At 61.5% G+C, this 15,211-nt stretch carries 12 protein-coding genes; 2 read left to right on the top strand and 10 right to left on the bottom strand.

Features of this window, described 5'->3' with window-relative positions:
- Positions 1–97: 97 nt before the first annotated feature.
- The 10 genes from lysS to AC1ROI_RS11300 form a co-directional block, all read right to left on the bottom strand.
- Positions 98–1,600: a lysine--tRNA ligase gene (gene lysS, locus AC1ROI_RS11345; protein WP_010462916.1), complete on the bottom strand. Its 1,503-nt coding sequence runs from the start codon at positions 1,598–1,600 to the stop codon at positions 98–100.
- 101 nt (positions 1,601–1,701) lie between these two features.
- Positions 1,702–2,797 (bottom strand): peptide chain release factor 2 gene (gene prfB / locus AC1ROI_RS11340; RefSeq protein WP_102593528.1). Its coding sequence is split into 2 segments (ribosomal slippage): positions 1,702–2,724 and positions 2,726–2,797, totalling 1,095 coding nucleotides; the frame shifts between segments, so codons are not numbered across the junction.
- 271 nt (positions 2,798–3,068) lie between these two features.
- A complete protein-coding gene (locus tag AC1ROI_RS11335; RefSeq protein ID WP_010462924.1) occupies positions 3,069–4,070 on the bottom strand; it encodes a diguanylate cyclase domain-containing protein in 1,002 nt (333 codons plus the stop codon).
- A gap of 48 nt (positions 4,071–4,118) precedes the next feature.
- Positions 4,119–5,129 carry a chemotaxis response regulator protein-glutamate methylesterase gene (locus tag AC1ROI_RS11330; RefSeq protein ID WP_010462926.1) on the bottom strand — a complete coding sequence of 337 codons (1,011 nt, stop codon included), beginning with the start codon at positions 5,127–5,129 and terminating at the stop codon, positions 4,119–4,121.
- Positions 5,126–7,420, bottom strand: coding sequence for a hybrid sensor histidine kinase/response regulator (locus AC1ROI_RS11325; protein ID WP_102593529.1), 2,295 nt, complete (start codon positions 7,418–7,420; stop codon positions 5,126–5,128). The genes AC1ROI_RS11330 and AC1ROI_RS11325 overlap by 4 nt, the downstream gene beginning before the upstream one ends.
- Positions 7,417–8,100 (bottom strand): chemotaxis protein CheW, encoded by a 684-nt coding sequence (locus AC1ROI_RS11320; protein WP_010462930.1) that lies wholly within the window; start codon positions 8,098–8,100, stop codon positions 7,417–7,419. The genes AC1ROI_RS11325 and AC1ROI_RS11320 overlap by 4 nt, the downstream gene beginning before the upstream one ends.
- Positions 8,097–9,356 carry a CheR family methyltransferase gene (locus AC1ROI_RS11315; RefSeq protein WP_102593530.1) on the bottom strand — a complete coding sequence of 420 codons (1,260 nt, stop codon included), beginning with the start codon at positions 9,354–9,356 and terminating at the stop codon, positions 8,097–8,099. Before AC1ROI_RS11315 ends, AC1ROI_RS11320 begins: the two co-directional genes overlap by 4 nt.
- Complete coding sequence (locus AC1ROI_RS11310; RefSeq protein ID WP_102593531.1) at positions 9,353–9,889, bottom strand: chemotaxis protein CheW; 537 nt, start codon at positions 9,887–9,889, stop codon at positions 9,353–9,355. Before AC1ROI_RS11310 ends, AC1ROI_RS11315 begins: the two co-directional genes overlap by 4 nt.
- On the bottom strand, positions 9,889–11,511 hold the full coding sequence (locus tag AC1ROI_RS11305; protein ID WP_010462936.1) for a methyl-accepting chemotaxis protein: 1,623 nt from the start codon (positions 11,509–11,511) through the stop codon (positions 9,889–9,891). The genes AC1ROI_RS11310 and AC1ROI_RS11305 overlap by 1 nt, the downstream gene beginning before the upstream one ends.
- A 263-nt stretch (positions 11,512–11,774) precedes the next feature.
- Positions 11,775–12,497, bottom strand: a complete 723-nt coding sequence (locus AC1ROI_RS11300; RefSeq protein ID WP_010462938.1) for a tellurite resistance TerB family protein — start codon at positions 12,495–12,497, stop codon at positions 11,775–11,777.
- A 176-nt stretch (positions 12,498–12,673) separates the two neighbouring features.
- Here AC1ROI_RS11300 and AC1ROI_RS11295 point away from each other — a divergent pair, with 176 nt between their 5' ends.
- Positions 12,674–13,588, top strand: coding sequence for a LysR family transcriptional regulator (locus AC1ROI_RS11295; RefSeq protein WP_010462940.1), 915 nt, complete (start codon positions 12,674–12,676; stop codon positions 13,586–13,588).
- A gap of 99 nt (positions 13,589–13,687) precedes the next feature.
- The gene (locus AC1ROI_RS11290; RefSeq protein ID WP_077748302.1) at positions 13,688–15,175 is read left to right on the top strand and encodes a gamma-aminobutyraldehyde dehydrogenase; all 1,488 of its coding nucleotides are present in this window, start codon (positions 13,688–13,690) and stop codon (positions 15,173–15,175) included.
- The last annotated feature ends 36 nt before the right edge of the window (positions 15,176–15,211 follow it).

The raw sequence follows: 15,211 nt of genomic DNA, 5'->3' as shown, positions 1-15,211 counted from the left end.
GTATTCCTCTCTTACTTCAAAAGTAACCATTTGATACGTTTGTACCAGACAGGCAATAAAAAGCCGCCTGTTATAGGCGGCTTTTTTATTGAAACACTTACGCTTGTGGCCGCATGTGCGGGAACAGGATCACGTCGCGGATCGACGGTGAGTTGGTCAACAACATCACCAGACGATCGATACCGATCCCTTCACCAGCCGTTGGCGGCATGCCGTACTCCAGCGCGCGAACGAAGTCGGCGTCGTAGTGCATGGCTTCGTCGTCGCCCGCGTCCTTGTCGGCCACCTGCGCCATGAAGCGCTCGGCCTGGTCTTCCGCGTCGTTCAACTCGGAGTAGGCGTTGGCGATTTCGCGGCCGCCGATGAACAGTTCAAAACGGTCGGTGACGCTTGGGTTGTCGTCGTTACGACGGGCCAGCGGCGACACTTCGAACGGGTACTGAGTGATGAAGTGCGGCTGCTCCAGCTTGTGCTCGACCAGTTCTTCGAAAATCATCACCTGCAACTTGCCCAGACCTTCGAAGCCCAGCACCTTGGCGCCGGCCTTCTTGGCGATGGCGCGAGCCTTCTCGATGTCCGTCAGGTCGTCAGCGGTCAGCTCGGGGTTGTACTTGAGGATCGAGTCGAACACCGACAGACGCACGAATGGTTCGCCGAAGTGGAACACTTTGTCGCCATACGGCACGTCGGTGCTGCCCAGGACCAGCTGCGCGAGTTCGCGGAACAGTTCTTCGGTCAGGTCCATGTTGTCTTCGTAGTCGGCGTACGCCTGGTAGAACTCCAACATGGTGAATTCAGGGTTGTGACGCGTCGAAACGCCTTCGTTACGGAAGTTGCGGTTGATCTCGAACACTTTCTCGAAACCGCCAACCACCAGACGCTTGAGGTACAGCTCAGGCGCGATACGCAGGAACATTTCCAGGTCCAGCGCGTTGTGGTGCGTCTCGAACGGCTTGGCTGCTGCGCCACCCGGGATGGTTTGCAGCATCGGCGTTTCGACTTCAAGGAAGTCACGCTTCATCAGGAAGCTGCGGATGTGCGCGATCACTTGGGAACGAACGCGGAACGTCTGGCGCACTTCTTCGTTGACGATCAGGTCAACGTAACGCTGACGGTAGCGCTGTTCGGTGTCGGTCAGGCCGTGGTGCTTGTCCGGCAGTGGGCGCAGCGACTTGGTCAGCAGGCGCACTTCGGTCATTTCAACGTACAGGTCGCCCTTGCCGGAACGGGCCAGGGTACCAACGGCTGCGATGATGTCGCCCATGTCCCAGGTTTTCACCGCGGCCAGGGTGTCTTCGGACAGGGTCTTACGGTTGACGTAGACCTGGATGCGCCCGGTCATGTCCTGGATCACCATGAACGAGCCACGGTTGAGCATGATGCGACCGGCAACCTTGACCGGGATTGCAGCCTCTGCCAGCTCTTCCTTGGTCTTGTCCGCGTACTGTTTCTGCAAGTCTTCGCAGTAGTTGTCGCGGCGGAAGTCGTTGGGGAAGGCATTGCCCTTGGCGCGCTCGGCAGCAAGCTTTTCCTTGCGCAGGGCGATCAGGGAGTTTTCTTCCTGTTGCAGGGCTTGCGGGTCGAGTTGTAGGTCGCTCATGTCTTTAAATATTCCATCAGGTTCGTTGCCCCCGGCATTCGCCGGGGTTCGCGGGCAAGCCTCGCTCCTACAGGGTCGTATTGACCCCCGCAGGGCGTGCGTTAAAGCCCTTGTTTCAAGCTGGCCACCAGGTATTCGTCGATATCGCCGTCGAGCACCTTGTCGCAGTCACTGCGTTCGATGTTAGTGCGCAAATCCTTGATTCGCGACGCATCGAGCACGTAAGAGCGAATCTGGTGACCCCAGCCGATGTCCGACTTGGTGTCTTCCAGGGCCTGGGAGGCGGCGTTGCGTTTCTGCACTTCCTGCTCGTACAAGCGCGCCCGCAACATTTTCATCGCGGTGTCTTTGTTGGCGTGCTGGGAGCGTTCGTTCTGGCAGCTGACCACGGTGTTCGTCGGTACGTGGGTGATACGTACGGCCGAGTCGGTGGTGTTTACGTGCTGACCACCGGCACCGGAGGAGCGGTAGGTGTCGATGCGCAGGTCCGACGGGTTGATGTCGATTTCGATGTTGTCATCGATTTCCGGCGACACGAACACGGCCGAGAACGAGGTGTGGCGGCGGTTGCCGGAGTCGAACGGGCTCTTGCGCACCAGACGGTGCACGCCGATCTCGGTGCGCAGCCAGCCAAAGGCGTATTCGCCCTTGATGTGGACCGTGGCGCCCTTGATCCCGGCGACTTCACCGGCCGACAGTTCCATGATGGTTGCGTCGAAACCGCGTTTGTCAGCCCAGCGCAGGTACATGCGCAGCAGGATGTTGGCCCAGTCCTGGGCCTCGGTGCCGCCGGAGCCGGCCTGGATGTCCAGGTAGGCGTTGTTGGCGTCCATCTCACCGCTGAACATGCGACGGAATTCGAGTTTTTCCAGCGACTCGCGCAGGCGCTCGACTTCGGCAGCGACGTCATCGACGGCGGCCTGGTCTTCTTCTTCGGCGGACATCAGCAGCAAATCTTTGGCATCGGCCAGACCGCTGTGCATTTCGTCGAGGGTTTCGACGATCTGAGCCAGCAGCGACCGCTCGCGGCCCAGTTCCTGAGCGTACGACGGGTTGTTCCAGACAGCCGGATCTTCAAGCTCGCGATTGACTTCAGTCAGACGCTCATGCTTTTGATCGTAGTCAAAGATACCCCCGAATAGTTTCGGAGCGCTCGGACAGGTCCTTGATACTGTTAAGGATCGGGTTGATTTCCATGGCGGGCAGCACTCGTTGGCGAACTTTTGAAAGCCGGCGAGTATAACGTAATCAAGCTGTCACGGCAGCCCGCCTGGCGGCTTTAGGGGCGAATGATTAAAGCGGACGCCGAGTAATCTGTGGCGAGGCAGCTTGCTCCCGTTGGACTGCGCAGCAGTCCCCTTCTTTTTGCGCAGAAGAGGGGCCGCTTCGTGGCCCAGCGGCGCAAGCTCCCTCCCCACAGGGGGTATTTCCCATCCAAGAGATCAGTATTCGCAATCTCGGTCGGTCGCTACTCGATGCCCACCTGATTGCGCCCATTGTTCTTCGCCAGATACAGCCCCTTGTCCGCCGCCGAGATCAGTTGCCGGCAATCACTGCCCGGCTGCGGGATCATGGTCGACAGGCCAATGCTGATGGTCAGGCCAGAGCCTTCGCTGGGGACAATGTGCGGAATCTTCAGCGCTTCCACCGTGAGGCGGAGTTTTTCCGCCACCAGCCGCGCCCCGCCCGGCGTGGTATTGGGCAACACCAAGGCGAACTCTTCCCCGCCGTAACGGGCTGGCAGGTCCGAGGGCCGGGCGCTCGCGTCGCGAATCGCGGTCGCGACTTTACGCAGGGCTTCATCGCCTTCGAGGTGGCCAAAGCTGTCGTTGTAGGACTTGAAGTAGTCGACATCGATCATCAGCAGCGACAGCTGGCTCTGATCACGCAGGGAGCGGCGCCATTCCAGCTCCAGGTATTCGTCGAAGTGCCGGCGGTTCGAGAGCCCGGTCAAGCCGTCGGAGTTCATCAACCGCTGCAACACCAGGTTGGTGTCGAGCAACTGCTGCTGGCTGACCCGCAACGCGCGGTAGGCCGCATCGCGCTGCAACAGCGTCATGTAGGACCGCGAGTGGTAGCGAATTCGCGCCACCAGCTCGATGTTGTCCGGCAGCTTGACCAGGTAATCATTGGCCCCGGCCGCGAACGCCGCGCTCTTGATCAGCGGGTCTTCCTTGGTCGACAGGACAATGATCGGAATGTTCTTGGTCGCCGGATGATTACGGTACTCACGTACCAGGCTCAGGCCGTCCAGCCCGGGCATCACCAGATCCTGCAGGATCACCGTTGGCTTGATGCGGATCGCCTGCGCAATGGCCTGGTGTGGATCGGCGCAGAAGTGGAAGTCGATATTGTCTTCATTCGACAACCCGCGGCGCACCGCCTCGCCGATCATCGCCTGATCGTCCACCAGCAACACCATGGCGGCGTTTTCGTCGGTCTTGAAGTCGTCGAGCTGTAGGTCAGTCATGTGCGGTCACCTGAATACTGCTTGGGCCAGGATTGCTGCGAAAAGTCTTCATTTTGGGAAAATCTCCAGCAATCGTGGCGCTATCTTGTCCAGTGGGCGAACTTCCACGGCGGCGTCGATGGCCGCTGCCGCTTTCGGCATTCCGTAAACCGCACTGCTTTGTTGGTCCTGCGCGATGGTCAGGTAGCCCTGTTGGCGCATGAGTTTAAGCCCCTGCGCGCCGTCGCGTCCCATGCCGGTGAGCAATACGCCCACGGCATCGCCATTCCAGTAACTGGCCACGCTCTCGAAAAACACGTCGATCGAGGGCCGATAGATCTCGTTGACCGGTTCGGCGGTATAGGCCAGCGTGCCGTTTTTCAGCAAGCGTATATGGTGGTTGGTGCCCGCCAGCAACACTGTGCCGGCCAAAGGAGGCTCGCCTTCCTGAGCCAGGCGCACCTTCAGGCCGCTGGCGCTGCTGAGCCATTCGGCCATGCCGGCGGCGAACACCTGGTCAACATGTTGCACCAGCACGATCGCGGCCGAAAAATCCCGTGGCAGCCCTTTCAGCAAGACTTCCAGCGCCGCTGGGCCGCCTGCCGACGAGCCGATCGCAATAAGGCGCTGGCGCGAGGCCGAGCTACGCAGCGGGCTGGGGGCCGATCGCTCACGATTGCCCTTGTCACCAATCAGCCAGCCGATGTTCATGATCTTGCGCAACAACGGCGCCGCGGCCTCCTGGGCATTGCCGGCACCGAGGGCCGGGGTGTCGACCACGTCCAGCGCACCGTGGCCCATGGCCTCGAACACCCGGTGCACGTTCTGCTGACGGTCAACCGTGACAATGACGATGGCGCAGGGAGTGTCGGCCATGATCCGCCGGGTGGCCTCGACGCCGTCCATCACCGGCATGATCAGGTCCATCAGGATCAGGTCCGGGGTATTTTCGGCGCAACGCTGCACCGCCTCCGCGCCATTGCCGGCGACCCAGACCACTTCATGCGCCGGTTCGAATGCCAGGGCGCGGCGCAGGGCCTCAACCGCCATGGGCATGTCGTTGACGATCGCTATTTTCATGCCCGCGCTCCTCCGATGAGCTCAACCACTGCATCAAGCAGGGCGTCGTCATGAAAACTGGCTTTGGCTAGATAATAGTCGGCTCCGGCGTCCAGTCCACGACGACGGTCTTCTTCGCGGTCTTTATAGGACACCACCATAACCGGCAGCGATTGCAGGCGATTATCCTGGCGCAGTAAAGACACCAGTTCGATGCCGTCCATGCGCGGCATATCAATGTCGGTGATCAGCAGATCGAAATCCTCCGAACGCAGGGCGTTCCAGCCATCCATACCGTCGATCGCTACGGCCACGTCGTAGCCGCGATTGAGCAGCAACTTGCGCTGCAACTCGCGAACGGTCAACGAATCGTCGACCACCAGAATCCGTTTGCGGGCCGCTTCGACGGCCTGGCTGCCCTGACGGGCAATCCGCTCCAGACGCCCGGTGTTGAGCAGCTTGTCCACCGAGCGCAGCATGTCTTCGACGTCGACGATCAGCACGACCGACCCGTCGTCGAGCAAGGCCCCGGCGGAAATGTCCTGCACCTTGCCCAGACGTTCGTCCAGCGGCAATACGACCAATGTCCGCTCGCCGATAAACCGCTCGACCGCCACCCCGTAAATCGCCTCGCGCTCGCGGATCACCACGACTTTCAGGGTTTGCTGACTGCTCGCACTCGCCGGACGCTGCAACAGCTGACTGGCAGCGACCAGCCCGACATGCCGGCCTTCGTACCAAAAGTGCTGGCGCCCTTCGACCTGAACAATGTCCGCCGGCTCCAGGTCGCACATGCGCTCGATGTGCGCCAGCGGGAACGCATACGCCTCGTCACCGACTTCCACCACCAGACTGCGCACCACCGACAGCGTCAGCGGCACTTCGAGATGAAAGCGGCTGCCCTCGCCTGCGGTCTGCTCCAGCACCACCGCGCCGCGTAACTGACGGACCATGTGCTGAACCGCGTCCAGGCCGACACCGCGCCCTGACACTTGCGTGACCGTGTCGCGCAGGCTGAAACCCGGCAGGAACAGGAACGTCAGCAACTCTTCTTCACTGAGCTGCGCGGCAGTTTCAGCCGGGGATAATTGCCGCGCGATGATGCTGCGACGGACCTTTTCCAGATCGACGCCGTGACCGTCATCGCTCAATTCCAGCACCAGCAGACCGGCTTGATGAGAGGCGCGCAGACGAATCAGCCCTTCTTCAGGCTTGCCGGCGAGCAAACGCTGCTCGGGGGATTCGATGCCGTGATCGACAGCGTTGCGCAGCAAATGCGTCAGCGGCGCTTCGAGCTTTTCCAGGACGTCGCGATCGACCTGGGTTTTCTCGCCCTCGATCTCCAGTCGCACCTGTTTACCGAGGCTGCGACCGAGGTCGCGGACCATGCGCACTTGCCCGCTCAACACGTCGGCAAACGGCCGCATGCGACAGGCCAGCGCAGTGTCGTACAAGACCTGCGCCCGCTGACTGGCCTGCCAGGCAAACTCGTCCAGTTCGGCGTTTTTTTCCACCAGCAATTGCTGCGCTTCGGCCAGCAGCCGCCGGGCATCGCCCAGGGCCTCCTGAGCTTCGAGGCTCAAGGCATGTTCCTTGAGGTGGACGTTGAGGTTTTCCAGCGCCCGCAGGCCATTGTTCTGCATGCGCTTGAGGCGTTGCATCGTGGCCAGGTGCGGCTTGAGTCGCTGGGTTTCCACCAGGGACTTGCTCGACAGGTCGAGCAAGCTGTTCAGGCGTTCGGCCGTGACGCGCAACACGCGTTCGCCATTTTCAGTGGTGCGCCGGAGCTTTCTCGGCGGTTCGACGGGTGGCGGTTCGGCGACCGGAATCAGTTCTTCGACTTTGGGCGCGAGTGCTTCAGGCTCCGGCTCGGACTCGGTCATGAACGGGGCGATCGGCGTGCTGATCGGCGCGGCCAGCGCATTTGGATCCAGCAACCGCGCCATCAGTGCCACATAGGCCTCGATATCCGCCGATTCGGGATTGTTACTCGGCGTCGCAATGCGCATCAGCAAATCAGTGCCTTGCAGCAAGGCGTCAATGTGCTCGGGCCGCAGGTACAGGCGCCCTTCCTGCGCGCTGACCAGGCAATCTTCCATCACATGGGCGACGCTGACGCCGGCATCAACCCCGACAATCCGCGCCGCGCCTTTGAGCGAGTGAGCCGCGCGCATGCACGATTCGAGGTGATCGGCCTGGGTCGGATCGCGTTCCAGCGCCAGAAGACCTGCGCTCAGCACCTGGGTCTGGGCTTCGGCTTCGAGGCTGAACAGCTCCAGCAACGAGGCGTCGCGCAGTTGCTCGGGGGTCATGTGAGGCTCCGGGTCACGGCGGACAATAGCTGTTCTTCATCCAGCCAACGCAGGCTGCGACCCTTGAATTGCAACACGCCGCGGGTGTATCTGGCGCTGGCTTGGGTGCCGGACTGCGAGGCGGCCTCGAGAATGCGCTCGTCGATGGCGTGAATCCCGTCCACTTCGTCCACCGGCACCACCACTGGCCCGCCGTGGGCGGCGATGATCAGCATCCTCGGCATCACGCGCGCGCCTGACGTCACGCTGGCAGTGCCATCGAGACCGAGCAGTTCCACCAGCGACAGGCACGCCACCAACGCACCGCGCACATTCGCCACGCCGAGCAAGGCCCGAGAGCGCTGGTGCGGCAACGAATGAATCGCTTGCAGCGGTGCCACTTCGACCAGGCTGCGAGTGGCCAGGCCCAGCCATTCTTCGCCAAGTCGAAACATCAGCAGCGAGCGGGTTTTCACGTCGATTTCCACCGCCACCGAGACCTGCTCGCGATCGTCCTGTTGCAAGGCGTAGCGGTCGAGCAAGCGCGTGGCCGCGGCGGAATACACCGCGCAGTTGCGGCAGTGAATGTGTTCGATCAGCAGCGGGCAGGACTTGTCGCCGTGGATTCCGATGCGGTTCCAGCAATCATCGATGGCCTGGGCATCTTTATGGGTGAGGTTCAAAGTGTCGGAGGCGTTCATCGTTTACGCTCACTGTCGGCGGCGCGTTCGCTGCGGGCGGCGCGGTCCTGCAATCTTTTCGCACCCGCCGTGTCGCCCTGGGATTGCAGCAAGGCTGCCAGGTGCATCAACGCGTCGGGATGTTGCGGTTCGAGGTACAGGGCCTTGCGATAAAATCCCTGGGCTTCGAGCGCTCGACCGGCGACATCGCTGAGCAGTCCCAGCCAATAAAACACCTGGGCCACAGGCTCGTGGCTGCGCAAATAACCTTCACAGGCGGCGCGAGCTTCGGCACTTTTGCCTTCGTTGGCGAGGGCAGCGATGTTGGCCAGCAAGGCGGCAGCGTCCGAAGCTTTTGGCGTGACGACCGGCGGCGTGTGAGTTGCGAACGGACGATGGCGCACGGGCGGCGGAGTCACGCTACGCACCGGCTGACGCACTGGCAGCGGTGTCGGAACAAAGACTGGCAGAGGCTCGGGCGCGCTCTGACGACTGAAGGCAAACGACTGCGGGATGCCAATCGAGCGCATGCCGAATCGACCGAGCAAACTGCCTTCGGCCGGGCCGATAAACAGCACGCCGTCGACATGGGTCAGGCGCTTGAGCACTTCGAAGACTTGTTGCTGGGTAGGCAGATCGAAATAGATCAGCAGGTTGCGGCAGAACACAAAATCATAGGGTAGCTCGCTGGCCAGCAGCGCCGGATCCAGCAGATTGCCGACTTGCAAACGCACCTGTTCAAGCACTCGCTCGTTGAGGCGGTAGCCGTCTTCTTCGGCGCTGAAATGCCGCTCGCGAAATTCGATGTCCTGGCCACGAAACGAATTCTTGCCGTACAGCGCACGCTTGGCTTTTTCCACCGACAGCGGGCTGACGTCCATGCCTTCGACCTTGAACTGATGCGGCTTAAGTCCGGCATCGAGCAAGGCCATGGCGATGGAGTACGGCTCCTCGCCCGTGGAGCACGGCAGACTGAGAATCCGCAGCGCGCGCATGTAATTGATGTCGGCCAAACGCTGGATGGCCAGTTTCGCCAGGGTTGCGAAGGATTCCGGGTAGCGGAAGAACCAGGTCTCGGGAACGATCACCGCTTCGATCAACGCCTGCTGTTCGTCCTGCGAACCTTGCAATGTGTGCCAATACTCGTCGGCCGTCAGCATCCTGGAGGCGGTGCTGCGCTGGCGCACCGCGCGCTCGATGATTGCCGGCCCCACCGACGTCACGTCGAGGCCGATGCGTTCCTTGAGGAAATCGAAGAACCGCTGATCGCTGCTCATGGCCCGTCCTCAAGCAGCGCCGTGGCCAGCGGTGGCGAAGGAAACAGCAGCGCGCGCACCTGTTCATCGAGCAGATCGGCCACCCGCACCCATTGCAGCAAGCCTTGGGCATCTTCACGGACCGGCCCCAGGTACGGCGCCTGGCGATTGTCCAGGCCATAGGGCTTAAAGTCCGCCGGATTGCAACGCAAGGTGTCGGTGGCCTGCTCAAGAATCAGTCCAAGCAACTGTGAAGGCGTCTGCTCGTCCGGCCAATAGTGCACCAGCACCAGCCGTGTGCTGGTGCGCGATTGCGCCGGTTCGCCAAATGTCAACGCGCTGAGGTCGATCACCGGCACCACCGCGCCGCGATAGGCAAACACCCCGGCGACCCAGTCAGGCGCCTTGGCAATCGGCTTCAATGGCAGACGCGGCAGCACCTCGGCCACCTCGCGCGCCTGCAAGGCATAACGCTCGTTGCCGATGCGAAACAGCAGAAACAACGCCTGTCTGGCCGGCATCACCGTGCTGTGTTTGGCCGCGAGTTCGCTCATCAGACTTTGAATCGCGAGACGCCGCCCCGCAGCCCGACGGCCACCTGGCTCAGCTCGTCAATGGCGAAACTGGCCTGGCGCAGGGACTCGACGGTCTGGCTGCTGGCATCACCCAACTGCACCAGCGCGTGGTTGATCTGTTCGGCTCCGGTGGCCTGCGCCTGCATGCCTTCGTTGACCATCAACACCCGCGGCGCCAGCGCCTGGACCTGGTGGATGATCTGCGACAACTGCTCGCCGACCTGTTGCACTTCAGACATGCCCCGCCGCACTTCTTCGGAGAACTTGTCCATGCCCATGACCCCGGCCGACACCGCCGACTGGATTTCACGGACCATTTGCTCGATGTCATACGTGGCCACGGCGGTCTGATCCGCCAGACGCCGCACTTCGGTGGCGACCACGGCAAACCCGCGCCCGTATTCACCCGCCTTTTCGGCTTCGATCGCGGCATTCAGAGACAGCAGATTAGTCTGATCGGCGACTTTGACGATGGTCACCACCACCTGGTTAATGTTGCCGGCCTTCTCGTTGAGGATCGCCAGTTTGGCGTTGACCAGATCGGCCGCGCCCATCACCGAGTGCATGGTCTCCTCCATGCGCGCCAGGCCTTGCTGCCCGGACCCGGCCGCGACCGAGGCCTGGTCGGCGGCGGTGGAGACTTCGGTCATGGTGCGCACCAGATCACGGGAGGTGGCCGCGATTTCACGGGACGTCGCGCCGATTTCGGTGGTGGTGGCGGCGGTTTCGGTGGCGGTGGCTTGTTGTTGCTTGGAGGTGGCGGCGATTTCGGTCACCGACGTGGTGACCTGGACGGAGGAGCGTTGGGCCTGGGACACGAGCGAGGTGAGTTCGGTCATCATGTCGTTGAAGCCGGTTTCCACGGCCCCGAATTCGTCTTTGCGTTCCAGGTTCAGACGGCCGCTGAGATCACCAGTGCGCATGATTTCGAGGATCTGCACAATCCGGTTCATCGGCGCCATGATCGCGCGCATTAACAGCAAACCGCAGAGGCCGGCGGCCAATACCGCGACCAACAGGGAAATGCCCATGATGACTTTCGCGGTGATCACGGCGTCATCAATGGCCGCGATGTCCTGGTCGGCGACCGCTTTGTTTTCGCGGATGATGTCATTGAGCTTCATGCGACCTGCGGTCCAGGCCGGGGTCAGTTGCTCGTTGAACAGTTTGATCGCGTCGGCTCCCTGATTGCGCTTGTGCAAGTCGAGCACAGCGGCCAGGACCTTGTTGTAATCGGCATGGAGTTTTTCAAAAACGGCGTATTCGACCTTGTCTTCATCCGTGGTGACGGTGGCCTGGTAATTCTTCATTTGCTCCTGCAGATGAGCTTCGAAGCTTTTGAAGCTGTCGGCTTCTTCTGCGCTGAAACCCTGCCCCTCTTTCAAACCGAGCATCTCCTGGGTTCGAAGGTACGTGTCGACCCAGGCACTGCGAACCATCGAGCTGTAATACAACCCGGGCAACGCGTCCTCACGCACACTGGCTTCGCTGACCTCAATCTTCAAGAGCCGCGAATAGGAGACAACCACCATCAACAACATGATGGCGATAATCACCGCAAAGCTCGCCAAGATGCGTTGGCGCAACGTCCAGTTCTTCACGGGTCAATCCTCGGGCGATTCAAATGCCGGGGAGTATAGCTGAGGGTGTTTCATTTATAAGACGGGTGTCATGCTTCTATTTCGTCGCGATGAAAGCGAATTGGCAGGCGCGTGCGGTGAATGGATCACGGGATGAGAGAAGCAAACGCCTTCGCAAGCAGGCTCGCTCCATTGACCGGGTTGATCAATCGAACGCGGTCCTTTGTGGGAGCGAGCCTGCTCGCGAAAAACGATGACACGGTTTAACTGACCTGACTGCGCAATTAAAGGGAAGCCTGCCGCACCTGCTTTTCCAGCTCCGCCTTCAATCCCGGCTCCAGCTTCAACTGCCGTGCCAGTTCATCCAGGTAGGACTTCTCCATGAAGCTCTCCTCATCCACCAGCATCACGCTGGCGATGTACATCTCGGCCGCCATTTCCGGCGTGCTGGCCGCGCGGGCGACTTCTGTCGGGTCGAGCGGCTTGCTGAGTTCGGCATGCAGCCACTGCTGCAATTCCTGATCGTTGTCGAGCTTGGTGAATTCGCCTTCGATCAATGCACGCTCGCGATCATCAACGTGGCCATCGGCTTTGGCCGCAGCCACCAATGCCTTGAGAATCGCCTGGCTGTGCAACTCAACCTGCGCAGGTGGCAGGCGGTCGAGTGTTTGCGGCTCGGTCTTCGGCGCGGTGCCCTGCTGGGCCTGCCAGTTGCCGTAAGCCTTGTAGGCAATCACGCCGAGCGCCGCGAGACCACCGTAGATGGCGACTTTGCCGCCGACATTGCGGGCCTTTTTGCTGCCGAGCAACAGGCCCATGGCACCAGCCGCCAAGGCACCACCGCCCGCGCCTGAGAGCAAACCGCCGAGGCCGCCCGAACCACCGCTGCCACCGAGCAATCCGCCCAATCCACCGCTGGACGACTTGTTTTGATTTGCGCCGGCCTTGTTCTTCATCAGGTCCTGACCGGACTTGAGTAGTTGATCGAGCAATCCACGCGTATTCATTTTGCCGCCTCCACGAAAGGGGTTAACCGGACACATAAGGCCACCAGCCTAGAACGAAAGTGCCCGGCGACCGGGGACGAGAGTGCTTCTGGATGTTGCCTGAAAAAAACGGGCCATCGATTAAAGCGATATACACTCAAGCGAATCTATAAAAACCGCCCACCGGGTAACTCCCCATGATGACCTTGCGTCAGATCCGTCATTTCATCGCCGTGGCCGAGACCGGATCGATCTCCGCCGCCGCGCAAACCGCGTTCATTTCCCAATCAACCTTGACCCTGGCGATCCAGCAACTGGAAGAGGAGATTGGCGTCGGCCTGTTCAACCGACACGCCAAGGGCATGAGCCTGACCCATCAGGGCCACCAATTCCTGCGCCAGGCGCACCTGATTCTGGCCACGGTGGACAACGCCAAACGCAGCCTGCAACAAAGCACCGATCAGGTCGCCGGGCAGCTGATCATCGGCGTGACCAGCCTGGTGGCCGGTTATTACCTTGCGGATTTGCTCACCCGTTTCCAGCGCGCCTATCCCAACGTTGAAATCCGGGTGATGGAGGACGAACGCCCATACATCGAACATTTGCTGGTCAGCGGTGAGATCGATGTCGGCGTGCTGATCCTGTCCAACCTCGAAGACCGCCATGCCTTGCAGACCGAAGTGCTGACCCACTCGCCCCATCGGTTGTGGTTGCCGGCTCAGCATCCGCTGCTGGAACACGACAGCATCAACCTTGCCGATGTGGCCCGCGAACCACTGATTCAGCTCAACGTCGACGAAATGGACCGCAACGCCCACCGCATGTGGAGTGGCGCTGGCCTGCAACCGCGCATCACCCTGAAAACCGCGTCGACGGAAGCCGTTCGGAGCCTGGTGGCCGCAGGCCTGGGTGTATCGATCCAGCCCGACATGACCTACCGACCCTGGTCACTGGAGGGCGACATCATCGAAGCCCGCCCGATTGCCGACCTGAGCCAGACCCTCGACGTCGGCCTGGCATGGCGTCGTGGCACGGCGCGTCCGGCGTTGGTGGACCCGTTTTTGACCGTGGCCCGCGAACAACCCCACGGCGGGCGCAAGCCATCTATTTAATCGAACGCCACCTTCAGTATTTAGAATTTGTCGACCTCGGGCCCGCGCACTAGTCTTGCTCCATCAATAAGACGGCCGGGCCCAGTCACTGGGAGCACCATGGCCACACAAGAAAAGAGAACCCGAAAAATGGCTGGCGCGCAGACCCCGTTGTTCACCGCGTTGTTGATCGATGGCGAATTGGTCGCGGGTCAGGGTTTTGTCGAGCCGATCCTCAACCCCGCCACCGGGGAAGTGCTGACTCACATCGCCGAAGCCAGCACCGAGCAAGTCGAAGCCGCCATCCTTGCCGCCCACCGCGCCTTTGCCGGCTGGTCGCGGACCACACCGCAGCAACGCTCGAACCTGTTGCTGGACATCGCCAACGCCATCGAAAAACAAGCCGACCTCCTCGCCCGACTCGAATCCCTGAACTGCGGCAAGCCGTTGCACCTGGCCCGTCAGGACGACTTGAGCGCGACGGTCGATGTGTTCCGCTTCTTCGCCGGCGCCGTGCGTTGCCAGACCGGCCAGCTCAGCGGCGAATACCTGCCGGGCTACACCAGCATGGTCCGGCGCGATCCGATTGGCGTGGTCGCCTCGATTGCGCCGTGGAACTACCCGATCATGATGGCCGCGTGGAAAATCGCCCCGGCCCTGGCCGCCGGCAACACGCTGGTGTTCAAGCCGTCCGAACACACGCCGCTGTCGATTCTGGCCCTGGCGCCGGCGCTGGCCGAGATCCTTCCACGCGGCGTGATCAACATCGTCTGCGGCGGCGGTGAAGGCGTCGGCAGCCACTTGGTCAGCCATCCCAAAGTGCGCATGGTGTCGCTGACCGGCGATATCGTCACCGGGCAGAAAATCCTCCAGGCTGCAGCAAAAACCCTCAAGCGCACGCACCTTGAGCTCGGCGGCAAAGCGCCGGTGATCGTCTGCAACGATGCCGACATTCAAGCCGTGGTCGAAGGCGTGCGCACTTACGGTTATTACAACGCGGGGCAGGATTGCACCGCGGCTTGCCGGATTTATGCACAGGCCGGGATTCACGACCGCCTGGTGGCGGAACTCGGCGCGGCGGTCAGCAGCCTGCGCTTTGCCGGTAAACGCGACGCCGACAACGAAATCGGCCCGCTGATCAGCACCCGCCAGCGCGACCGCGTGGCCAGTTTCGTCGAGCGCGCCCTCGGCCAGCCGCACATCGAGCGGGTGACCGGCGCGGCGGTGCATTCCGGTGCCGGCTTCTATTACCAGCCGACGCTGCTGGCCGGTTGCAAGCAGAGCGACGAGATCGTCCAGCGCGAAGTATTCGGGCCGGTGGTCACCGTGACCCGTTTCGATCAGCTCGAACAAGCCGTGGACTGGGCCAACGATTCGGAATACGGCCTCGCTTCCTCGGTCTGGACGCAGAACCTCGACAAGGCCATGCAGGTCGCGGCGCGGTTGCAGTACGGCTGCACCTGGATCAACAGCCATTTCATGCTGGTCAGCGAAATGCCCCACGGCGGCCTCAAGCGGTCCGGGTATGGCAAAGACTTATCCAGCGATTCGCTTCAGGACTACAGCGTGGTGCGGCACATCATGGCGCGCCACGGACAGCATCTCTGACTACGCTAATAACAAGCCGCTAACGGCATGCTTCAC

This window comes from Pseudomonas sp. GW823-FHT02C02, from assembly GCF_058797635.1.
The sequence above is the reverse complement of the archived record's forward strand: the minus strand, read 5'-3'. Positions and strand labels throughout refer to the sequence as shown.